At 40.8% G+C, this 23738-nt stretch carries 19 protein-coding genes and 1 pseudogene; 7 read left to right on the top strand and 13 right to left on the bottom strand.

The window, feature by feature from the left end; genetic code table 11:
* Positions 1-22 precede the first annotated feature (22 nt).
* Positions 23-1552: a Ppx/GppA phosphatase family protein gene (locus AC3ANV_RS02955; protein WP_488312195.1), complete on the bottom strand. Its 1530-nt coding sequence runs from the start codon at positions 1550-1552 to the stop codon at positions 23-25.
* A 730-nt stretch (positions 1553-2282) separates the two neighbouring features.
* A complete protein-coding gene (locus AC3ANV_RS02950; protein WP_488312194.1) occupies positions 2283-2876 on the bottom strand; it encodes a DUF6241 domain-containing protein in 594 nt (197 codons plus the stop codon).
* Positions 2877-3089: 213 nt separating this feature from the next.
* Between AC3ANV_RS02950 and galU the strand changes: the two genes are divergently transcribed.
* A complete protein-coding gene (gene galU / locus AC3ANV_RS02945) occupies positions 3090-3971 on the top strand; it encodes a UTP--glucose-1-phosphate uridylyltransferase GalU (RefSeq protein WP_488312193.1) in 882 nt (293 codons plus the stop codon).
* A gap of 258 nt (positions 3972-4229) precedes the next feature.
* Positions 4230-4838 (top strand): LOG family protein, encoded by a 609-nt coding sequence (locus AC3ANV_RS02940; protein ID WP_488312192.1) that lies wholly within the window; start codon positions 4230-4232, stop codon positions 4836-4838.
* A gap of 169 nt (positions 4839-5007) precedes the next feature.
* On the opposite strand, the gene AC3ANV_RS02935 is transcribed toward AC3ANV_RS02940, so the two are convergent.
* The 6 genes from AC3ANV_RS02935 to AC3ANV_RS02910 form a co-directional block, all read right to left on the bottom strand.
* Complete coding sequence (locus tag AC3ANV_RS02935) at positions 5008-6159, bottom strand: ABC transporter substrate-binding protein (RefSeq protein ID WP_488314115.1); 1152 nt, start codon at positions 6157-6159, stop codon at positions 5008-5010.
* Positions 6160-6574: 415 nt separating this feature from the next.
* Positions 6575-7108 carry a PepSY-associated TM helix domain-containing protein gene (locus tag AC3ANV_RS02930; RefSeq protein ID WP_488312191.1) on the bottom strand — a complete coding sequence of 178 codons (534 nt, stop codon included), beginning with the start codon at positions 7106-7108 and terminating at the stop codon, positions 6575-6577.
* A 248-nt stretch (positions 7109-7356) separates the two neighbouring features.
* Entirely contained in the window at positions 7357-8505 is a 1149-nt protein-coding gene (locus tag AC3ANV_RS02925) for an ABC transporter permease (RefSeq protein ID WP_488312190.1), read from the bottom strand.
* The gene (locus tag AC3ANV_RS02920) at positions 8483-9193 is read right to left on the bottom strand and encodes an ABC transporter ATP-binding protein (protein ID WP_488312189.1); all 711 of its coding nucleotides are present in this window, start codon (positions 9191-9193) and stop codon (positions 8483-8485) included. The genes AC3ANV_RS02925 and AC3ANV_RS02920 overlap by 23 nt, the downstream gene beginning before the upstream one ends.
* Positions 9193-10134 (bottom strand): efflux RND transporter periplasmic adaptor subunit, encoded by a 942-nt coding sequence (locus AC3ANV_RS02915; protein ID WP_488312188.1) that lies wholly within the window; start codon positions 10132-10134, stop codon positions 9193-9195. Before AC3ANV_RS02915 ends, AC3ANV_RS02920 begins: the two co-directional genes overlap by 1 nt.
* A gap of 440 nt (positions 10135-10574) precedes the next feature.
* On the bottom strand, positions 10575-11126 hold the full coding sequence (locus AC3ANV_RS02910; RefSeq protein WP_488312187.1) for an NAD(P)H-dependent oxidoreductase: 552 nt from the start codon (positions 11124-11126) through the stop codon (positions 10575-10577).
* A 420-nt stretch (positions 11127-11546) separates the two neighbouring features.
* Here AC3ANV_RS02910 and AC3ANV_RS02905 point away from each other — a divergent pair, with 420 nt between their 5' ends.
* The 4 genes from AC3ANV_RS02905 to AC3ANV_RS02890 all read left to right on the top strand — a co-directional run bounded on the left by AC3ANV_RS02905 (position 11547) and on the right by AC3ANV_RS02890 (position 17123).
* Complete coding sequence (locus AC3ANV_RS02905; RefSeq protein ID WP_488312186.1) at positions 11547-11885, top strand: winged helix-turn-helix transcriptional regulator; 339 nt, start codon at positions 11547-11549, stop codon at positions 11883-11885.
* Between the two features lie 204 nt (positions 11886-12089).
* On the top strand, positions 12090-12803 hold the full coding sequence (locus AC3ANV_RS02900; protein WP_488312185.1) for an SDR family oxidoreductase: 714 nt from the start codon (positions 12090-12092) through the stop codon (positions 12801-12803).
* Between the two features lie 216 nt (positions 12804-13019).
* On the top strand, positions 13020-14690 hold the full coding sequence (gene ilvB / locus AC3ANV_RS02895) for a biosynthetic-type acetolactate synthase large subunit (protein ID WP_488312184.1): 1671 nt from the start codon (positions 13020-13022) through the stop codon (positions 14688-14690).
* Between the two features lie 399 nt (positions 14691-15089).
* Positions 15090-17123 (top strand): molybdopterin-containing oxidoreductase family protein, encoded by a 2034-nt coding sequence (locus AC3ANV_RS02890; RefSeq protein WP_488312183.1) that lies wholly within the window; start codon positions 15090-15092, stop codon positions 17121-17123.
* Between the two features lie 86 nt (positions 17124-17209).
* Here AC3ANV_RS02890 and AC3ANV_RS02885 read toward each other — a convergent pair whose 3' ends face one another.
* The gene (locus tag AC3ANV_RS02885; RefSeq protein WP_488312182.1) at positions 17210-17728 is read right to left on the bottom strand and encodes a substrate-binding domain-containing protein; all 519 of its coding nucleotides are present in this window, start codon (positions 17726-17728) and stop codon (positions 17210-17212) included.
* Positions 17729-17794: 66 nt separating this feature from the next.
* Here AC3ANV_RS02885 and AC3ANV_RS02880 point away from each other — a divergent pair.
* Positions 17795-17911 (top strand): annotated as a pseudogene (locus tag AC3ANV_RS02880) (tautomerase family protein); the annotation flags it as partial.
* Between the two features lie 56 nt (positions 17912-17967).
* Here the strand turns inward: AC3ANV_RS02880 and AC3ANV_RS02875 are convergent.
* From AC3ANV_RS02875 to solA, 4 genes are all read right to left on the bottom strand, one after another.
* On the bottom strand, positions 17968-19167 hold the full coding sequence (locus AC3ANV_RS02875; protein WP_488312181.1) for a helix-turn-helix domain-containing protein: 1200 nt from the start codon (positions 19165-19167) through the stop codon (positions 17968-17970).
* A 91-nt stretch (positions 19168-19258) separates the two neighbouring features.
* Complete coding sequence (hutH, locus tag AC3ANV_RS02870; protein WP_488312180.1) at positions 19259-20818, bottom strand: histidine ammonia-lyase; 1560 nt, start codon at positions 20816-20818, stop codon at positions 19259-19261.
* A gap of 28 nt (positions 20819-20846) precedes the next feature.
* The gene (locus tag AC3ANV_RS02865) at positions 20847-22220 is read right to left on the bottom strand and encodes an MFS transporter (RefSeq protein ID WP_488312179.1); all 1374 of its coding nucleotides are present in this window, start codon (positions 22218-22220) and stop codon (positions 20847-20849) included.
* Between the two features lie 336 nt (positions 22221-22556).
* A complete protein-coding gene (gene solA / locus AC3ANV_RS02860) occupies positions 22557-23699 on the bottom strand; it encodes an N-methyl-L-tryptophan oxidase (protein ID WP_488314114.1) in 1143 nt (380 codons plus the stop codon).
* Positions 23700-23738 lie beyond the last annotated feature (39 nt).

Genomic DNA, 23738 nt, shown 5'->3' with positions numbered 1-23738 from the left:
AATTTTCCATATCAAAAGGTTTTTAAGTTAATTGAAATTGCAGAACAATCGTTCTTCCAAGAGACTTTTCTAAATGCCTTATTTGTTTTTCGGCTTCCTGCTGCTCTATTTGCCAGCTTTTATTGCAATAAAGCTTAAGATGTAAATGACCTTCCTCCTCACGGCACTTGGCATCCAATATGATATTTCTTTTCGTTCTATTTAAGGCAAAGGATACTTTTAAAAGGGACCCAAGGATCCTTAATTTTTGTCTTTCTTTTTTAGGAAACCATTCTTTAAAAGGTCTTACATAAGATTTAAATGTATCCTTTGATTGGAAAGAAGCCAATAAAGCAATCTTGATACGATCTTTATGGGAAAATCCTTCAAGATTTTGATTCGATATGAGATAAAATGTGTGAGCACTTGCTGAGTCTCTTTCAAAAAATTCTCCCAAATTGTATAAATAACTAGCAAACCGCAAGTCATCTAAATCCTGTTCAACATCCTCCAAAATCCCTGCTTGACCGAAAGTATTAAACAGCCTTTTAACGGTATTAAATACCTGCTGCCTTTTTTCCAAATCAATATCAAATTCTAAAGACATTTGATAAAGATTAACCTCAAGATTCTGTTGAAAATCATTTTCGTCAAGATGCTGTTTCTTTATTTCATCATATAAAATCCCATCGCGAATCCCTTTTTCACTAAGTTGAAAAAATGGCGCATTAACGGTTTTGTATAGAGAAAGAAAAACCTCTATAGCAGGAAAAATGATATCGGAACGTTCTTTGGATAACCCCTTTACTTTTTGAAGTTCTTGAAAGGATAACAACTCTAACTTTGCTTTTACCATTAATATATCCTTAATATTCATTTCATATTGATGGAGAGAATGGAGCGGATAAGATTTCATTGCCTGATCAATTTCCCCTAGATTCCTGGCACTTCCGCCAATCCCAATAATCGGCAGCTGACAATTGACTAACCATTTAAGTCGCTGAAATTTCAGCTGCAAATAATTGGATAATTCAGAAATCCCAAGATCGGTTGGAACTTTATTTTTAACAAATTGTTTATTAAGCGATAAAACCCCAATAGGGAAGCTATGAAAATTAACCATTTTTCGATTTAAAAATCGGGTAATTTCTATACTTCCACCTCCAAGGTCAATGGTTATTCCATCATTGATATCAGTAGCTTTAATCACACCAAGGAATCCATAAAAAGCTTCCTCTTCTTCCGATAAAATCTTTATTGAAATCCCAATTTTATCATTTATACATTGTTTAATTTCATCTTGATTTTTTGCTTGCCTAATCGCCGCGGTGGCGACTGCTTTCGTGGATGCAACCTTATGCAAGGATATAATCTCTTTAAAAACCATTAAAGTTTTTAACAGGACATTTATACCCTCTGAATTTAATACCTGATTATGATCAATGTAGTTTTGGAGCCTGGCAGAAACCTTTATATTTTCCATTTCCTTAATCAAATTTTCTGCTTTAATACGATAGATAATCAATCTAATGGTGTTAGAACCAATATCAATAATCGCTTTATTATTGTCCAATTTTTGATCATCCTTATATTTTTTCCTTGTCCAATAAACTGGATAGTACAAAATAAATACAGGAGCCTTTTTATCCTGTTTTGGTTCTCATAATGTTCCCAAATGAGCTAATTTTTATATTTTGGAAGTAAATACATACTATTTTTACACGAGGGAATGGTTCATCAAATTTTGAACAAACTATACTTGATGCTGTGAATTATTAAATTCACTCATCCCTTCTCGTTTCCTGACTTACAATCGTTAGTACCTCTTCCTTCCTTTTCTAAAAATATGTTCCCAAATACTCTGTCCTAACATATATTAGTTTTAACAATTGAAACCCAGATTTTGGCAGGTAAGGCTTTTTGGGAATAGAAGTCTAAACAGATAAAGATTCCACCTAAAATAAAGGGAGGAAATCAAATGACAGGAACCCTTAAAAAACGAAACCGTTGGAAATATAAACGAAACATTAAGCTCAGAAAAGCATTGTTGTGGATGTGCTGATTGTATTAAAAAAGAAGCCGACCAAAAAGGTTATAATATATCCTTTTGGGAAGCTCCTTTTTTTATTCCATCAACTTCAATAAGTCCCTTTTAAACATGTTAGCCCTTATTAGGCGCATTAGCCGCTCTTGCAGCACTAGAAAAGTAGGGGAGCGTTGTGAAAAAAAGATGACAACTTTTTAAATTCCTCTCTCCAGTTGCAGCTCTATTGCTGTTTTTATTCAATCAGGTGTCGGCCTATCTATCGAAAATTCTTCTTACTATATTGTTGTTCTTCCAGAGGTGTTAACAATCGTGTGGCTTTACCTACGTTTCCACCTTGAAAAGCCCATATAAGATTATGATCCTCGACAGCATGACTAAAATCACCCTGGATCCAATGCTCAAGAATAGTTACAATCATTTCTTTAGCTTCATTATTTTTAAATTCTTTGTTGAGAACAGCCTTATACAAATGGTTAATCTTATCCTTTGTGATTTCGGATGACCCCCATTTTCTGTCTGCCGCAACCTTTTGGTGAGTCATATTGTGAACTTCCTGTATTAGCTGCTCCTCACTCATTGTTTCATAGGAGGGCATTTTTCCTTTTGGGGTTGCCGCTTCAAACCTTTTTTCATTTTCCGCATTTGCCGCAATATTTGCCGGACTATTTACATTTGTATCAAGCTTGACCTTATCTTCATGGTTCATATAAAAATATAACCCTATGACACTTGCCAGTATAACGACAATTCCAAAAACGGCGGGTCTATACTTTTTCAGGCTATTACCTCTCTCTGATTGATCGATCCTTAAACCATCTTCGAGATCACTATTTTCCTTGGCTGCTATCATTTACTTCACCCCCCGTTTTTTCTATCACGTTTTATAAGTATATTACCATGAATAGAAGAAATTGTAATAGAAGCCGGCAACACATCGCACTGTACACCCCACGCGGACAAACAGTCCTATTTGTCCACGAACGGTGCCTGTCACCGCAAATGGTGTTATAATATAGCATAGGACAAGGGGTCAGCCCTATTTTAGATTAAGGGAGGAGATAAAGTGAAAGTACGGAAAGCGATTATACCAGCGGCAGGCTTGGGTACAAGGTTCTTACCTGCGACAAAGGCTCAACCAAAAGAGATGCTGCCGATTGTGGATAAACCGACGTTACAGTACATTATTGAGGAAGCCATTGAATCTGGGATTGAAGAAATTTTAATTATTACTGGAAGAAATAAAAAATCAATAGAAGACCATTTCGATAAATCCGTGGAACTCGAGCTTGAATTGGAAGCCAAGGGGAAGCACAAACTTTTAGAGGAAGTACGAAAAATCTCTGATATGGTCAATATTCACTACATCCGCCAAAAGGAGCCGAAAGGACTTGGCCATGCCATTTACTGCGCCAAAAGCTTCATCGGCAACGAACCGTTCGCAGTCCTGCTCGGCGACGACATCGTTCATGCCAAAAAGCCATGTTTAAAGCAAATGATCGAGGCGTATGAAGAATACAAAACTACCATCCTTGGCGTCCAGAAAGTCGCGCTCCAGGATGTTGATAAATATGGAATCATCGAAGGAAAAAATATCGAAGACCGAATCTATAAAGTTAGCGGCCTGGTCGAAAAACCTGCCATCCAAGAGGCTCCATCTAATGTTGCCGTCCTTGGCAGGTACATCATCAGCCCGGCGATTTTTGATATTTTAGAGAACACCCGACCGGGCAAAGGCGGAGAAATCCAACTAACTGACGCCCTTAAAGAACTTGCCCAACAAGAAGATGTATATGCCTACAACTTCGAAGGCCGCAGATACGACGTCGGTGACAAGCAAGGCTTCCTCCAAGCCACCGTCGAATTCGCCCTAAGACGAGACGACCTCCGCGAAGAATTTCTCAAATACCTGCTTAAAATTACCGAGAACGAAAAAGTCAATGTCTAGCTAATTGCGTAAGGATTTTTTTTAAAAAGGGATCCTTACGCTTTTTTTATCTCTATCTTTTAATTATCATTCTGTCCCGAAACACTTTTTAAGCTTAACAAGAAAACCATTGTTTAAATATAAGCTGCAGTCTTAATTATCTCTAAGCCTCTTTTTAATAGCTAAAATCTCTCTCAAAGCATTCATTTATTCGTATAACGGCAACATATATTGTAGAATAGGATTACTTTATTATTAAAATAGATCTGAGGTGCCCTAATGAAATCCATTTGCATTTTTGCAGGTTCTAATTTTGGAAATGACTTAGAATATGTGAAAAAAGCGAGAGAACTTGGAAGAATCATGGCGGAGAAAGGCTTTTCTATCGTATATGGCGGTTCAAAATATGGCTTAATGGGTGCAATTGCAAATGAAGTGCTGTCACATGGCGGTGAGGTGGTTGGGATTATGCCTAGAGGGCTAATAAAAGGGGAGAATGTTCACAGTCAACTTACAAAGCTCATTGAAGTCGATACGATGCATGAAAGAAAGGCGAAGATGAGTGAGTTGGCAGATGGCTATATTGCGTTACCCGGTGGTTTAGGCACTTTTGAAGAGTTATTTGAAGTTTTATGCTGGGGGCAAATTGGAATCCATCAAAAACCAATTGGTGTACTTAATGTGAATGGCTATTATGATCCGCTTCTTAACCTAATAAGTCACAGTATTCAAAAGGGCTTTACCAGTGAAAATCATAAAAGTATTATCAACTCAAGTTCAGATCCCGAAATACTTCTTTCTTTAATGGTCAATTATGTCCCTAAGGGTTTGGAATATAAGTGGAATCATCAAAGTGTTAGCACTAAAAGCGGTAAAAAGCTTAGTTAGGGGGAAATAGGTAACCTTTCTATAATAACATTGGGTCCATCCCTGGCCGACGCATGTGTCGGAAGTAAAGACGAATTGTTTCTATTTATCATTATGATATCTTTTCAACGATTTTCTTTTCCTTAAAAAATAAAAAATGGGAGGATGACCCTCCCATTTTTTTCGCTTATTATGGATTTACTTTACTCTTAAACACTTGTTTTCCATCTTTATATTCTAAAACGGTTGCTGATTTAATTGGATTGTGCTCCTTGTCAATCGTGACAATTCCTGTAACAAGAGACAGATCCTTAGTTTTCTCTAAAGCATCCTTGATTTTACTGGAATCTGTGCTGCCCGCACGCTTGATGGCATCTGCTAATAAATAAATTGAATCGTAGCCAAGTGCGTTGAAAGCGTTAGGTGACTCACCATTGTTTTTCTCTTTAAATGTCGTTACAAACGTTTGAATCTTTTTATCCGGGTCTTCAGAAGAGTAATGATTGGTGATATAGGTGTTATTTAACGCCTTAGCTCCCGCTAATTCCACTAGCTTTGGAGAATCCCAGCCATCAGCGCCCATAAATGGAACAGTGATGCCCAACTCACGGGCCTGTTTAATAATTAAGCCAACCTCTTCATAATATCCGGGAATAAAAATGAATTCCGGATTTTTTGCTTTAATTCGAGTTAAAGTAGAACGGAAGTCCGTATCTTTCGCTACATACGCTTCTTCTGTTACAACTTTTCCGCCTGCTGCTTCAAATGTCTTTTTAAAAGATGCTGCAAGGCCTTTCGCATAATCACTGGCACTATCGGCAAAAATGGCTGCACTTTTTACTTTTAATTCCTTAGCAGCAAAATTCGCAGCAACCGTTCCCTGGAATGGATCAATAAAGGATGTACGGAAAACGAAGTCGTTTACTTTCCCGTTTGTTCCAACCGTTACGTTCGGACTTGTTCCTGACGGCGTTAATAAAACGGTTTTAGTATCATCGGCAATCTGCGCCTGCGCTACGGTATCACCACTTGTAGCGGCACCAATAATAGCCGTAACTTTGTCTTGACTTGTTAATTTAATGGCTGCATTCGTTGCCTCTGCCGCATCTGACTTATTATCAACCTTTACAACCTCGATCTTCTTGCCATCGATTCCGCCCTTTTTATTGATCTCATCTACTGCAATATTAATCCCTGAAGCCAGTGACTCGCCATAAGAAGCCACACCGCCTGAGAGCTCCAAGTTAACACCAATTTTAACCGTATCACTTGATCCTGAACCTGAATTACCTTTTGCTCCCGAGCAACCGGCTAGTATTCCGGCTACTAGTGTCGAAGCCATTACAACCTTTGTAAACTTTTTCACAATTGTCTCCCCCTCTGACTGATTTTTCTGAAATATATTTATAGTACCTTCCCAAAAAAAGCAATTAGTGTAGATACTAAAGCAATAAATAGTATTTTAAAACTATTATTCTTTTTTGTCCAGGGTTATTATCTTTATATTATAATAGTTCAGAAATTTTATATATTTTCGTCACTTTTTCATTAAATAACCTTGCTAGCTAATCGACCAAAATTATATCAATGTTATTTCATCTAAAAAGAGTGTTATATCAATATCTGGATGGAGCTCGGAAACCGGTGGCCAGCAACAAAAAACGTCCACCTCAAGAGGACAAAACTAGAGAAGTGTCCACGAACGGTGACAGGCACCACATCAAAGGGCGGTGACACAGTCACCGCCCTTGAACCCTCTATGCTAATAGCTCTTCTGTTTTCCTCTTTTTTCTTTTTTTCTCCGCTCCCAGCACTTTCAAGGATAGGAATATTCCTGATCCGGTTAAGAAGATCATAGCCAGTGCGGCAAGGTCGACTAACCATTTAATATTGGTCGTTCCGATTCGCCCTTGGTGGAGACCTTTTATTATGCTCATGAACGATCCTGACGATGCACCGTCTCCCCCAGGTCCACCGCCAAATCCGCCGGAACCTTGAAGCTGCCCGTTTGAGTTACTTCCCATTTGACCCTGGGTTTGACCGTTTTCGGTTGCTTGCCCGCTTGTCTGTCCTTGGGCCTGCCCGGTTGTTGGGCTTGAACCTGTTGTAGTACCACTTTGTACTGCAGTTGTTTGATTCATTTGGCCCGGTTGAAAATTCCCCCTGCCCTCAACCTGTGACTGCCCAATTAGCCATGGCTCGTTCATTAACAATCCGGTAATCGACTCCATTAATATTAAGATTGATGCAATTAAACCGATCCATAAATGCGCCTTTCTCGTTTTCCTCATTTATTCATTCTCCTCTCAGTTAATCATTTCATTATGATGGGGGTATCTTATTTTTTCTTAAATACAATTTTTTAGCGTTAGGGAAAAATATTTCCAACAACTCTCCCTTTTCCAGTGCCGCCGCTTAGCTCCACTGCTCCAATCTGGGTTCTATGCAAAAATGTCCTCATCAGATGGACAAAACCATATCTATGTCCACGAACGGTGACAGGCACCGTTATTGCAAACCGTTATTCAAACCGTAGCGCTTAGATTGGGTTTAATTTGGATGCTTTGTTGGCCGGGAATACTCCGAATACTACTCCGACGGCAAGCGAGAATAAAAATGATAATAAGATTACGGATGTTGAATAGGAAACGGACATGCTCATGAGTGATGATAGGATTTTTCCTAATCCCAGTCCTGCGAGGATTCCGATTAATCCGCCCATTGAGCTTAGGACAACTGCTTCAATTAGGAATTGCAGTAAAACATCGCGCCTTCTTGCGCCAATCGCTTTTCGGATGCCTATTTCTTTTGTCCGCTCCGAAACAGAGACAAGCATGATGTTCATGATTCCAATCCCGCCGACAAGCAGGGATATACTGGCAATTCCCCCCAGCATCATCGTCATCGTGTTGGAAACCGAGCTCATCGTATCCATTAAGTCTTGCTGGTTTGTAACGGTATAGGAGTCACTTTTGTTTGGATACAAACTCGCCATCGCCATTTTGACTTCATTCGAGACAAAATCCATTTGGTCCTCGCTTTTTCCTTGTAAATAAACCTGGCTAATTGTGGTGCTTCCCACTAAACGTTCACCCGTGCTCAGCGGAACAATGACAACATCATCACCGCTTTGACCCAATGAGCTTCCTTTCGAAGCTAATACACCGACAATTTTGAAGGACGTGCCTTCGATTTGGATATAGTGACCGACAGGGTTATCAGTTCCAAAGAATGTGGACGCCGTATCGGATCCTAGAACCACAACCTTCTGCCGATATTCGACATCAAGGTCAGTGATAAATCTCCCTTGATTAACCTTTGCTTCACGAACCGACTCATAGGCAGCATTCGTTCCGGTTAAAGTAATTTGCGACGATGTTCTTTCCTTTTTAACATTTACCCGGCCGGAAACGACGGGCGACACAGCCTTCACGCCGTTTATTTTGCTTAACTGGCTAATTTTATCCTCTGTTAACGTGACATCCGTCCCTTGTGTATTAATCGTTAATAAATTGGTTCCTAATTGATTGATCTGGCTTGTGACGTTTTTGGCTGAGCCCTGGGCCATCGATACCAGCACAATGACCGAAGAAACACCGATGATAATGCCCAGCATCGTTAATATCGCTCTAAGTTTATTATTTTTGATGCTGCGAAGTGCCATTTTAATGGATTGCAAGATTCCCAATAAGTTCACCCCCATTTTCCAACAGTTGGCCATCCTGGATACTGACCATTCTTCCTGCTTGTTTGGCAATCGCAAGATCGTGTGTAATTAAAATGATTGTATGGCCCAATTCATTTAACTGCTTCATGACCTGAAGAATCTCCTTGCTTGTTTTACTATCAAGTGCTCCTGTCGGTTCATCCGCAAGCAGAATGGCCGGCTGGCCAACGATTGCTCTGGCGATAGCGACCCGTTGCTGCTGGCCCCCCGATAGCTGGGTCGGCAGGTGTCCTGCCCGGTCTTTTAATCCTACCTTGTCCAGGCCTTCTAATGCCCGTTCCCGTCTTTCTGCTGTAGGAACGCCCGCATAAAGCATGGGCAGCTCCACATTTTCGGCCGCTGTTAATTTTGTTAAAAGATTAAAGTTTTGAAAAATAAACCCTATTTTTTGATTACGAATAGTTGCCAGCTGGTTATCATTCATTTTTCCAATATCTTTTCCATCCAGCAGATACGTCCCTGTTTGCGGTCTGTCAAGGCAGCCAATCATGTTCATTAATGTGGATTTCCCCGAACCTGACGGACCAATTATCGCTAAAAATTCGCCTTTTTGAATTTCAAGTGAAACATCATTGAGGGCATGAACCGTTTCACCGCCAAGCTTATATGTCTTCATAAGGTTCTGAATTTTAATAATAGGAGTGCTCATTAATTTCCGCTCCTTCCGCTAGGTGCTCCACCTCCGCTTGGCTGCATGCCTCCCATACCGCCCATCATATTGCCCGATTTAGTGGAAGAGGTTGAGGAACTTGTAGCAAGCTGCGGTAATTGAATGGTTTCACCCACTGTTACACCTTCCGTTATTTCTACATAGTCATCATTCGCAAGCCCTGTTTTAACCGTCTTTTGCTGTGTAGTATTTGTTTGAGAATCTGTACTTGCCGATGCGACAACAACATATTTTTGATTATTGGCCGTGTGAACGGCATCAATCGGTACGTAAAGGGCGTTTGCCTTACTGTCAGTAAGAATACTTGCTTCTGTGCTCATTCCTACTTTCAAGTTTGCAGGCTTGTCAATATGAACGGTTACATCGAAGGTCGAAACGCCATTTGTTGATGTTCCCTCCGCGGCAATCGCAGTTACTTTTCCTGTAAAAGTTTGATCGGGGTAGGCACTTACCGTTAAGCTGACTGACTGACCGGTTTTAATTTTCGGAATATCCAGTTCATCAATTTGGACGACAGTTTGTAAATCCTTATAATTGGTGAGATGTGCCACAACCTGTCCGTTTGTTACCCGTTCTCCCGCGGCAACCGAAACGGCTGTCACCACACCGGCAGCAGGAGCAGTAATCGGATCACTGCCATCTGTAAAGGTAACCAATTCCTCGCCTTTCGTTACGGTTTCACCGGCGGAAACCAAAACCTCATCGATTGCATTATTATCAATCGTCGATTTAATGTCCTCACTGGTAACCGGTTTCACTGTTCCGGAACCACTGATTTTCACATCTAATTTTCCTTTTTGTACCGTGGCTGTTCGAACCTGTGCTGCAACCTGTTGACTGTTTGTTTTTGACCCATAGAACTGATATCCTACAAACCCTATGACTAAAACACTTATAATAATAATGATCCATTTCTTCAATTTGATTTACTCCTTTTGCTCCATGGTATAGTTGCGCCCTCTACACCAAGGAAGTTTATTATTTGTAAGCCTATTATTATGGGAAACCCTTAATATTTCCTTAATAAAAATTAAAAACTCATGAGAAAGGGCTAAGGCAGGAATATGAAAGTCCTATTGGATCAAAAAATGAATAGAGGCAAATAGGTGGTTAACTGGCATAGGAAACGAGGTTTAAGTGGTATTTTAGGCGGGTTTTGTTGTGTCATGTCATAAAAGCAATCAAGAATCGTGTAATGCTTAATTTTATAACTTGTGTATTTTTGAAAACATTGTATTTACAAAAAATAGACGATGGAGGAAAGAAATGAGTTGGTTGGTTTTACTGCTTACAAAATGGCAAGGAAGCCTCTCTCAAGGCTTCCCCATTTTTGTATTGAAAAATTTTCTTAATCAATCGTTTAAAGATCTAATGCCTCTTTTAGGTGTATATGAAGCTCGGATACAAATTTATCGACATTCGGATTTTTTATTACATTATAACAAGCGAAGCTCTTTAGCGGTTTCATTCCGATAAATTTCTGTGCTCGATGCAAATGTTCAATTGCTTCTTCTAAATTGTTTCCTTCAAAAAACTGTGCTGGATCATTAAATTCTTTTTCAGGAGCATTCCACGTAGTCGAAAACATATATTTTTTTTCCGTTAATAATCCCCCACTGCCATATTGATCAGATCCTTTAAAAAATAACCCGTAAGCATACACTTCATCCATATATGTTTTAAATACTCCTGGAACACTGAACCAATAAATGGGTGTTTGATAAATTACAATATCAGACCATAAAAACTTTTGTTGTTCTTCTTTAATACTATACCCGGATTGAATAACTGTCGTTTTTATATCGTTATTTTCACTTAATAAACTCACCATGCTATCCATCAATGTATTGTTTAATTTCCCCTCCGCTGAACTATATGTTTGATGACCGTTTATAATAAGTATATTTTTCATCTTTACTCTTCTCCTTATAGGCATTGGCCAGATTAAACGAGCTGATGTTCAATGCGGAACCGAGGTTTGGTGACCTTTTGCTTTCGCCAGTACGCGGATTTGGAAAGCCGGAACGATCGCGAATGACGCAATACCCCAGACGAACACCGTGACAACCGTCGCGACTTTAAAGTACTTGTTAACGTGAATACTTCCAAAACCACAGCCAAAAGCGCCAAGGGCAGTTTATTTTGTTGATTTCCTGTACTTATTTTGATTACCTCCTCATTTTCGGGAACATCTTTTGGTTTCTAATACTATTGTATATACATTAACTTTATTTTCGGAAGTAGTGATATTTTTTTCATATAGTTACCGAAAAGATAGATTTGTGATATGTTAAAGGAATTCAATCAAAAATTTTTTCGGGAGAGTGTTTTCATGAATAATTTAGAGCCGATCGTTCTGACTAAAGGAACACCAGGCAAGCCTTGTCCCATTGCCAAAACGCTCGATGTAATCGGGACCAAGTGGACCTTTTTAATTATTCGGGATCTGCTTATTGAAGGAACGCTGCGATTCAGCGACCTACTGAAATCGATGGATGGGATCAGTCCGAAAACACTCTCGGTCCGGCTTAAGGACCTAGAAGCCCAAGGGATAGTGAAAAGAACGGTATATCCGGAGGTCCCCCCGCGTGTGGAATATACATTAACGGAAAAAGGAAAACGATTAGAAGGGATTTTCATTGAATTAAAGCGATTCGGACTAACTTTGTAAAAGAGGAGATAAAAAAAGGGCCATTTGGTCCTTTTTTGTTATTTAGAGTATGGCAATAAACTTTTTTACGGTTCTATTTCTTATAAAATAAGAAACTTTCTAAAATGTAACTATATGAATTTAATATCACTACTTCAAATATGAAACTTTTGGAATTACAATGGCCTTGGCAAGACAAAGTAACGAGAATCGGAGGAATGAAGCATGTTAAATGGTAAAAAAATTGTAATTATCGGTGGAAGTTCAGGAATCGGTTTGGAAACAGCAAGACTTTCATTAGCGGAAAATGCTGAAGTGATAATCGCCAGCCGTTCCGGGGAAAAACTACAGGAAGCAAAGGAGCAGTTAGACGGAAGCGTAACCACCTATACGCTCGATATGACACGAGAAAACCAGGTTCATTCGTTCTTCGAACAAGTAGGTATGGTTGATCATTTGGTCGTTACCGCGGCAGAAACATCCGGAGGATCCTTTCTCGAGACGGATGTAGCCCAAGCACGTCAGCTGTTCGAAAATAAATTTTGGGGACAATTCCACATAGCAAAATATGGTGCACCTAAGATTGCCGCGGGTGGCTCAATTACCTTATTTTCCGGGGTGGTAGCTTATAAATCCATGATTGGGTCCGCAACGCTTGGTGCAGTAAATGCCGCAGTTTCTAACCTTGGCCAAACTTTAGCACTGGAACTCGCCCCCATTCGGGTGAATGTTATCTCCCCTGGCATTATTGATACACCCTCTCGCAGCAAAATGCCAGAAGAAGCGCGTAATAGATTCTATACCGGTGTGGCAAACAAACTCCCTGTAAAACGGATAGGCTATGCAGAAGATGTTGCACAAGGGGTACTGTATTTAATCCAAAACGGTTTTGTTACCGGAACTGTTCTTCATGTTGAAGGTGGTCATACCTTAATTTAATCACCTAGACCATCCAAGTAGAAGTAAAGGTATTTCACGTTTTAATTTTCCTTTTCGTACGGTGCTGTTCGAACCTGTGCAGTAACCTTTTGACTTTTTGTTTTTGACTCATAGAACTGATAGCCAACAAAAACCTTCAAACCTTTGATTTATATCACATACATTTTTTGCCTGATAATTTAAAATATTTTAAAAAACGGGGAATCAGGTGAAAGAATGTCATTGTTAAAAGAAGATATAATGAGTAACATGATAGCTCAGTCATTAAGTTCACTGGGGGTAAAGTGTATTTTTGGCTGTAGCGCTTCAAATATAAGTGCATTAGAGCAATTAAATATCCGATTTGTTCAATTGAAACATGAGCAAGCTGCCGTCCATGCGGCGGACGGTTTTGCCCGTGCGACCGGAAAACCCGGTGTGGTCCTGCTGACGACTGCTTCAGGAATTACCAATGCGATTACAGGAATCGCGACTGCCTATAGCGACTCTATTCCATTAGTTTTGATTGCGGCGCCGCCGGTTTCAGACCCACTGAATAGCAGCGCGTTTCAGGAATTAGATATTGCCGGGATTGCGATGCCCATCACGAAGTATATTTTTAAAGTAAATGATTTACATGGGTTTCAGGAAGCTTTCCAAAATGCCTTAACCGTTGCAGCCGATGGGAGGCCCGGACCGGTACTTATCGAAATCACGGCGGACTCCACTATAAGTGCGTTTAAAGATATAGCCAATTGCCGCCATACCCGAACAAAGGTAAATAAGCAAAACATAGAAAAATTAGTTGAATCAGCCAAGGAATATCTGGAAGCTGCAAAAAAGCCCGTACTCTTTATTGGCGGTGGTGTCATTGCTTCCGGAGCTTCTGATTTTTTAAGAGAGGTTGTTCAACAATCGCGAATCCCGGTGGTAAGCTCGCTTATGGGAATTGGCGCTGTAGACGATACAAACCCTTTATTCTTAGGCATGCTCGGGATGCATGGGACTTATGCCGCCAATAAGGCTGTGCATCATTGTGATCTTTTAATTAGCATCGGGGTCCGCTTCAGTGACCGTGTGACAGGGAAAATTAGCGGTTTTTCTCCAAAATCGAAAAAAATCCACGTTGATATTGACCCGGCTGAAATCAATAAAATTATTCCGGTAGACCTGCCAATCGTCAGCGATGCAAAAAGTTTCCTTGGTCATTTAAAAAATCAATTAGATTATCAAAAAATCAACATGAATACAGAAATTTGGGTAAATGAAGCAGTTGAATGGAAACGGACAGTCCCCCGTTTTGATAAATCCAATAGTATTCTAAGCCCTCAGTCGGTGATTCGAATGCTTGATGAATATTCCGATAAGGAGACCATTGTGGTGACGGATGTCGGTCAACATCAAATTTGGACCGCCCATCATTACACCTTTACTGGCCCTAGAACCCTGCTGACATCGGGCGGTTTAGGAACGATGGGTTATGGTCTGCCTGCAGCTATTGGAGCAGCCGCAGCTTGTCCCGGCAAATCAGTCATTTGTGTATCCGGTGACGGCAGCTTTCAAATGAACCTTCAAGAATTAATTACTGCTGCAAAGTATCAACTTCCAATTAAAATAGCAATCATGAATAATGGCTATCTGGGAATGGTTCGCCAGTGGCAGGAGTTATTTTATCAGGGGCGTTATTCCGCAGTAAAAATTAGCTCGCCAAATTTCGCTCAGATGGCAGAAGCCTATGGGGTTGCAGGATACTTTGCCCGTTCTGAAGAGCAGGCGCAAAAGGCGATTGTCGATGCCTTCCGGCACAAAGGCCCTGTGCTAATGGAGTTTGATGTGGCAGAAGAGGAAAACGTCTATCCAATGGTGCCGCCAAACCATAGCAATCATCAAATTATTCTGTCACGTTAGGCACATCCTTTTAAAAAGGCTCTTTTCGTAAACTTTGTTGCTTTTGAAACTTAATAAAGTTCATTTACTAAGTTTCTAGGCAATTTTCGCAAATGTTCTTACGAAAAGATGCCACGAAGCTTCTAATTATACGGGTTGATAAACTTATACGAAAAACAACAATCTATGCGAAAATAGCCTTTAAAAAAAAGTCCGAATCACCCTTAAGCTTACCCAGCTTGGGTGATTTTCTTATTTACCCTATATGAACCTTGCCCGACCCCAAAAACTGTCATATGATAATACCAAAATCCAAAAATTCCATTCTCTCACGATACTGTACACCATACACGGACATTTTCGGCAATTTGTCCACGAACGGTGACAGGCACCAAGGAAGGAACCAAAGGAGGTCCTTGTATGCAACAAAACGGCATTTTTCATTCTGTTTGCCCCCTCGACTGTCCGGACCAATGCGGACTACTTCTCCATAAGGAAGCGGGTAAAATTATCAAAATTGAGGGAGATCCGAATCATCCTGTGACAAAGGGACATATTTGTAACAAGGTTCGGAATATGACGGAACGGATTTATGATGAAAAGCGCTTAAAATACCCGTTGAAACGCATCGGGCCCAAAGGTGAAGGTACATTCACACAAATCAGCTGGGAGGAAGCCATTCAGACGATTACGGCCCGTTGGAAGGAGCTTGTTCAAACAGAGGGACCTGAAAGCATCCTTCCCTATAGTTTCTACGGGAACATGGGCAGGCTGAGCGCCGAAGGAATGGATCGGCGGTTCTTTCATCGCTTGGGTGCTTCACAGCTCGACCGAACCATCTGCTCATCAGCAGGTTCCGTTGGCTATAAATACACGATGGGCGACAGCTTGGGAATGGACCCGGAAGAGACGATTCATTCGAAGCTAATCATTTTTTGGGGTATCAATGCCGTCAGCACGAACATGCATCAAGTAGCGCTTGCTCAAAAAGCACGGAAACAAAACGGTGCCAAAATGATTGTCATCGATGTCCACAAAAATCAAACAGCTAGATTAGCAGATTGGTTTATCCCGATTTTACCGGGTACCGATAGCGCTCTAGCCTTAGGAATAATGCATATTTTATTTGCAGAAGACCTGGTTGACCAAAGCTTTTTACAACAATTTACCGTCGGACACGAAGAACTGCGGGAGCATGTCTTACAGTACGACCCTGTCACTGTTTCCGGAATCACGGGTGTGCCGGTTAAAGATATTTACAAGCTTGCACGTATGTACGGAAAAACGTCGCCAGCTTATATTCGCATTGGCAACGGACCGCAGCACCATGATTATGGCGGCATGTGCATCCGCACTATTTCCTGCCTCCCTGCCCTGACCGGTCAATGGCCGGTGAAAGGCGGCGGTGCCATCAAGGGAAATTCGGCTTATTTGGCGATCAATACGGCAAACTTGCAGCGGCCTGATTTACTTCAAAATAAAAACACCCGCATGATTAACATGAACCTACTTGGAGAGGCTCTTCTTACACTGGAACCTCCGGTAAAATCACTCTATGTTTACGGCACTAACCCTGCAGTTGTCGCTCCTGAGGGCAATAAAGTACGAAAAGGGCTTGCGCGGGAAGATTTATTTACTGTCGTCCATGATTTGTTTTTAACAGAAACCGCAGTATATGCTGATATTGTATTACCTGCGACCTCTTCCTTTGAAAACACGGATCTTTATACCTCCTACTGGCATCAGTATGCGCAAATTCAGCAGCCTGTGATGGAACCCTATGGCGAGGCGAAATCAAATGTCGACGTCTTCAGATTGCTCGCAAAAGGGATGGGCTTCCATGATACCGTCTTTGAAGAAACAGAGGGAGAAATGATCTCAGGGGCCCTCAATAACACGAGTAATCCTTATTTAGAAGGAATTGATTTTGAGGCATTGATTCAGAAGCAATACATGAAAGCAAAAATGAAACCCTTGTTCCCGGGTAACCTTTCAACTCCGAGTGGAAAAATCGAATTGTATTCCCAAAAAATGTTGGAAGATGGGTATCCCCCATTACCAACGTATCTACCTTTAGTTGATGATGGAGATTTTCCATTTATTTTTGTGCCAGGTCCGACACATAATTTCTTAAACTCTACTTTTTCAAACAATCCAAAACATGTGGCGCTGGAAAAAGAGCCGCGATTGCATATGAACCTGAAGGATGCGTTTGCAGCAAGAATTGAAGATGGTGATGTACTACGGGTTTGGAATCATCGCGGAGAATGCGAGTTGAAAGTGAGTGTAGGAGAAAATGTCCTCCCTGGTGTAGTCGTTTCTCAGGGGCTTTGGGCAAAGGGACAAGATGCAAAGCAACTGGTAAACGATCTAACTCCTGATCGTATTGCGGATATGGGCGGCGGAGCGACGTTCTTTTCGGGGCGGGTAGATGTGGAAAAAATAAAGAAGTAATGGCATCATTACTTCTTCTTTTTTCACAGTGTCCTCTCCAGAGAGACAAATCATCATATTTGTCCACAAACAGTGACAGGCACCGCTTATTTTTTATTATATTTAGCAATAAACTCGTCTACATTTTGAGAAGTCACCAGTTGATACGGGACAATCACACTTTTTACCTTTTCACCGTTTGCCGCTTTAACAGCTGTGTCAATACTAGCCTTTCCTTGACCAACGGCATCCTGGAACACGGTCACTTTAAGGCTTCCTTCTTTCACTAATTTTAAAGCGGCAGGTGTTGCGTCAACTCCGGCAACAAGAACATCTTTAAGTTTTCCTTTTTCTTTAAGTGCCATAATTGCACCAATGGCCATTTCATCATTATTGGCAACAACGGCATCAATTTTTTTCCCGGATTGAAGCCAGTTTTCCATTAAATTTAGTCCTTTTTCTCTGTTCCACTCAGCCGTATTTTCTAATACAACTTTCATGTCCGGGTGCTTGGCAATAATTTGCTTATTACCTTCTGTTCGCTTGATTTGTGCCTCATGCCCCATTTGTCCATCCATAATTGCAATATTACCTTTTCCATTAAGCAATTTTTCAACTTCCTCCATTTGCATTAATCCGGATTCGATCGACTTAGAACCGACATAAGCAGTAGCTTTATCCGCCCAGTGAAAATGCCATTATTGCGGTTTGATTTAATGGAAGGCAGAGATGAAAAGTCTTTAAAAAAATTACTGGATGTTGCTCATCAATCGATGGTGGATGCATTTCAAGTGCCTGAAAATGATCGCCGGATTCGTATTATTTGAATCCGGCCTCTTACCATAGTCCTCCCCACACGCACATTTCAGAGGATTGTCCACGAACGGTGCCTGTCACCGCGATATTCCGTTGGAGTATGATGTATATGTTTCTTGAACAGACGGCTAAAATAATTGGCGTCTTTAAATCCTACTTGGTTGGCAATTTCTTGGACGCTTAAGTCTGTTGTTTCAAGATAAAACACGGCTTGGTCAATTCTTACTTTATTTAAATAATCCATTACACTGACGCCAACCTCTTTTTTGAAGAGGTGGCTGAAATGAAACCTGCTTAAATGACAATTATGAGCAATTTCGTCTAAAATAATATTTTTTTGATGGTTCTCTTTTATATAGCGAATCGCTCGTTTAATGATGGGCGAAAGATGATTATGATATGATTTTTCTACTTGTTCTGTTAACCATTCCGCATAATCACTAACTTTTTTAACAAATTTTTCGTATCGAATGGTGTGATAAAGTTCTTGGATAAAGCTCCCGTTGTTTGTCATAATGGTAGCGGGTTTAATTCCCATTTCCAGAATCATCCGCGACATCATCATCAGTAAATCTACAACCTCTGACTTAAATAAATCTTCATTATATTGATAAGACTTCGCAACAATTTCCATAAAACTGATAATTTTTGTGACTACTCCTTCTTTATGGCCGATTCTGACAAGTGAAAGCAATTCAGCTCTTTCCCTTGTTAATGGATTTTTTAGAGAATCGTCAATCACTCGTTTCATGTCAGTGTGAAAAATTAATTTATTGCCCTGAAAAAAACGCCCCGACATAGACTTTTTTGCTTCCTCAAATGAACGATATAATAAGTTAGGGTCGTCATAAAAACTTCCTATCCCTATTGATACACATATCCCGATACGATCAGACGCCTTTTGAATCTCTTCTGCCAGTAGGAGGATCGCTCCTTTTCTATCCGCTCCGGTTCTATCTTTATATTCGAGTAAGAGAGCAAGGACCCCCTCTTCTGTCCAAGTCCACAAAAATGGAACAGATAAGACTCCGCTTAGTTCATCTACGAGCTTTTGCCCAATATCGATTTTCCATTCAATCTGTTTCCCTGCAGCTACGTCCGGATACCGATCCACAGAAACCAGCATTACTACCTCAGGCTGTATGTTCACACTATATTTCTCCTGCAATTCTTCAAATGGTGCAACATGCACAAGAGTCCCTGATAATAACAGATGTGAAAAAGCTATTTGTGTAAGTTCCTGGATCACGAGCGGGCCTCCCATCTATTAAAAAATAAGGCTAATAAAAAAAAGCTGTTCTACACTTGATTGCTTGTGTAAAAAAGCTTCCATTCATTCATCACCATTCCAAATCATTAATTAACAGTTCGACACTATTCAGAATTTCCCCTTCATGAATTTGTTGGCAAATACTCTCAATATCAGGATAAAAATAGCGATCCTCTGTTACCGTTGGGACTTGGCTTCTAATTTGTCGGTAAACCATTTGGCTTACCGGAGACGGTTTTAATGGCCGATGGAAATCCAAAGCCTGTACGGCCCCCATTAATTCAATCGCTAAAATATACTCAAGCTTTTTGGAAATTTGATGCGCCTTTTTAGCCGCAAAATAAGCAAAACTGACAACGTCCTCCTGATTCGCACAAGTAGGAATATTATCGATCGTGGCAGGATGAGAAAGAATTCTGATTTCATTTAATAACCCGGCAGCAGTATATTGGGGAATCATATAGCCATTATTTAACCCCGGATTAGCCACCAGGAAAGCAGGAAGCTCACTTACATGATGATTGACAAGCCTATCGATTCTTCGTTCTGAAATCTTTGCAAGATTAGCCATCGCGATGGCCATCGAATCTGCCTGAATTCCCACATATGTTCCATCAAAATTGCCTCCCATCAAAGCTTCCCCATTGTCCTCTGTGAAGAGAATCGGATTATCGCTTGATGAGTTGATTTCATTGGTAATCGTAATTTTTGCATCTTCAAGTACTTTTTTAACGGCTCCATGGACTTGAGGAATGCATCTAAGGCTAAGGGCATCCTGTAATCGATAGTCCTGATGTTTTTCAACGATTTCACTGCCTTCGAGGATTTTCACAATGTTTCCGGCAGTTCTTGCTTGCTCTGTATGCCTCTTTACAGAATGGGTACGCGGGTCAAAAGCTTTTAGCGTCCCTTTTAGAGCTTCCAATACAATAGCACCGGCAATATCGGCAGTTTTAGCCGCCTGAATTCCATCGTAAAGTGCCAAAGCTGCAAAAGCAGTAACGGAAGTGGTTCCGCTTGTTAGTGCCAACCCTTCCTTACATACCAATGATAGCGGCTGTAAGCCTGCGCGTTCCAAAGCAGCACTGCCGGATATAAGCTCACCCTTGTACCAGACTTTCCCTTCGCCGATTAATACTAAGGCCATATGAGCCTCAGGAGATAAATAACCAACAGACCCTTCTCCAGGGGCAAACGGAACAATTTGCTGATTTAAAACCGACCGCAGCAGTTCTAATAGCTCCAGCCTTACACCGGAAAATCCTTGTCCCAAATTAATAAGCATCATCAATTGGATGGCTCTCACCACTTCTTTATCCAACGGTTCACCCACTGAAACAGCATGGGAACGGATGATATTGATTTGCAGGGTCTCGGCATCCTTTGAAGAAATACTCTTAGTCACATTGCTGCCGAACCCGGTGGTTACCCCGTAAACAGCCCGTTCTTCATCGAGAAATTTTTCTATGACTGCCCTTGATGCATTCACACGGTTGCGATATTCCTGTGAAAATATGACCTCGGCACCGTATCTTGAAACGGCAATGATATCATTTAGTGAAACATCAGACTCTCCTAATACCACTTTCTTTATTTCTCTTGGATGGGGATTTGTTTGTGTAAGGTTCAATGTTCCGTCCTTCTCCCTTCGTTGATTCTTAATTTCTCACTGAAACGGATGAAATTCCTTCATCTATTGGCTCCAATTCATCTAGATGAGGATTGCTTGCTTCCGTTAATGAAAGTGATTTTGTCTCAGGAGCCCATGCAATCGATACAACGGTTCCGATTAATAGGATGATCGCCATCGCTATCATCGATGAAGTCATTCCTAACGATTCGACACTCACCGGTAACAGGAAGGTTCCAATGGCTGATCCTACACGGCTAATGGCTGTAACAACCCCAACGCCGGAACCGCGAATTTCGGTTGGGAAAAGCTCCGCCGGATAAACAAGCGTAAGGTTCGAAGCTGCTGACATAACAAATGTAAAAATAACAAAAACCATGATGGCAAAACCATGTGAATTTGCCGGCAAAAGACTAAGAACAAATAAAGAAACGGTTAAAATAATGAAGGAATAGATGGTAAACCCCCTGCGTGAAAGCTTCTCTGTACACCATAAACCGGCAATAGAACCTAAAAGCAGGAAGAGGTTTAAATACATATCAATGGAAAAGGTTTCTTTAAAACCCATTTTATCTAAGATGGTTGGAAGAAATGTATAGATTGCGAAGTAAGGTACTACTTGACATACATAGAAAAGCCCGCCAAACGCTGTACGTTTCCATAGCTGTTTACTAAAGAGATCCATTAAGCGATAATTTACATTTGTACTTTTTTCAACATTTTCATCCATTACGGCATTAGGACCAATGTATTTTCTTACGATTTCTCTTGCTTCCTCGTTCCTGCCCATTTTAACAAGCCAACGCGGTGATTCAGGAGTTCCTAAACGGAGAACTAAAACAATAGCAGCAGGAATCGCAGCACTTACAAGCATCCAGCGCCATGAATCAGGGCCTGAATTCTCTAAGTAATATCCGACTACGTTAGAAAGGACATAACCTACGGTCCATAGTACATTTAAGGATGACAACAAAATTCCTCGATACTTTCTCGGTGCAAATTCCGCAAGTAAGGTTGAACCTACAGCATAATCTCCTCCAAGAGCAAAGCCGATTAAAATCCTGAGGATGAACAGTGTTACCGGGTCATTGATAAAAAATTGCAAAGCCGATGCCACAGTTATAATGACAAAATTAGTAAGGAAGATTTTCTGTCTGCCTATTTTATCGGAAAGGCCGCCGAGTAAAAGGCTTCCAAAGAATAATCCAATCAAGGCAGAGCTTCCGATTAAGCCCTCCCAAAGTGAATTGAGCTTCATTTGCGGACCTAAGAGGCTGAGGGCCATTCCAATAATTCCGAGGGCATAACCATCTGAGAAATTAGATCCAAACGTAAGGGCTGTGATCCTGAGGTGGAACTTATTAAGCGGCGCATCATCCATCTTATATTTTTTTTCGTTCACGAAAGTCTCCCCTTTCAATTTTTGATTATTCTGATATTTTATTTCAAAAAAATGAGCCTCTCTCTTTTTCCCCCTTTTCACTTGTTTTAAAGCGCTATCAAATATTCCAATTACATTTAAGTTGATTATAAAGACTGTCAAATCATATTGCTCTAGACAATCTTTCGAAGTATTAGCACATTATTGCTATTGTTTCTTCCGTTAACGTGTTAAAACAGTAAGGTGACATTCACACAGGCTTGTTAATATGGTTTGAGGCATGGGACGGTCCCTTAAGATTTTATGTATTATTATGATTTCTACGAAGGGTATTTGGATCCATCATCATAGGGCATTTCATTCTTTCAATACTCTATTTTTGAGAGTAAAACCTGAAATGTCATAACCGGATTTCCCCCTCGTAACGACCTGGCTGATAATCTCCCCGACAACGCTGGAAAATTTAAATCCGTGTCCCGAAAAACCCGCTGAAATAAATACATGAGGAAACTCAGGATGCCGGTCGATGATAAAATGTTCATCGGGCGTTAACGTATACAGGCAGGTACTGCCTTTTACTAGATCCCCGTTTGCAAACGGCATAAACTTTTCTAAAAACAAACGGAGGTCTTTTTCATCACTCAATCCAAAGGGTCTAATTTCTTCATCCGGGTCGACTTGATGCCCGCCATCATGCCTTCCCATTTTTACCCCGCTGCCATTAATACTGGGGAATCCATAATAATGAGAATCGATTAAATCTACCGTAAAAGCAGGGAATACACTTGAATCAAATAATGTCCGGTCACATTGAAACCACGAAACGGTTTTTCGAACAGGTTGAAGGGATAGTTCCAGCCCTAATTCTTTTAACACTTTCCCCGACCACGCCCCGGCACTAATGACCAGAAAATCCGTATGGTAAGCATCACTCGCTGTTTGAATGACCGCTCCCCCGCCCTGATTGATTTCCATCTTCTCTACTTTTGTGTAGGGGAGTAGGGTCATTCCATTTGCTAACCCTAGTTGACGAAAAGCTTGTATACACTTTTCACTAAATAAAACTCCTGATGTTGTCTCAAGGCAACCGGCAAATCCATCGGGGAAGGCTAGACCGGGCCATCGGTAGCGCATTTCTTCACCGGATAACTCCTCTACCGGCAAAGAATACTCCTGTGCACTTTGGATCACTTCATCGGTAAATTTGGAGCCGGGTGTACCCGCAGAGAGTACTCCGGTTCGCATAAATAATGGCATGTTTGACTCTTGATACAGTTCTTCCCATAATTTCTGTGCTCTTAATGCAAGAGGAACATACTGTCTTCCTTCACCGTAAGCGTGGCGGATAATTCTTGTAACACCATGATGACTCCCGTGATCATGAGGAGGATTATGACTATCCAACAATAAAGTCTTAATACCGAGCTTTGATAAATAGTAGCCCGCTGCCATTCCCATCGAACCGGCGCCTACAATAACAACTTCATAATGATTATTTATCATCCCTCTACCTCCTGATTTATCCTATTAATCGTCGTA

The organism is Neobacillus sp. DFD-2R (assembly GCF_057747865.1).
The sequence above is the reverse complement of the archived record's forward strand: the minus strand, read 5'-3'. Positions and strand labels throughout refer to the sequence as shown.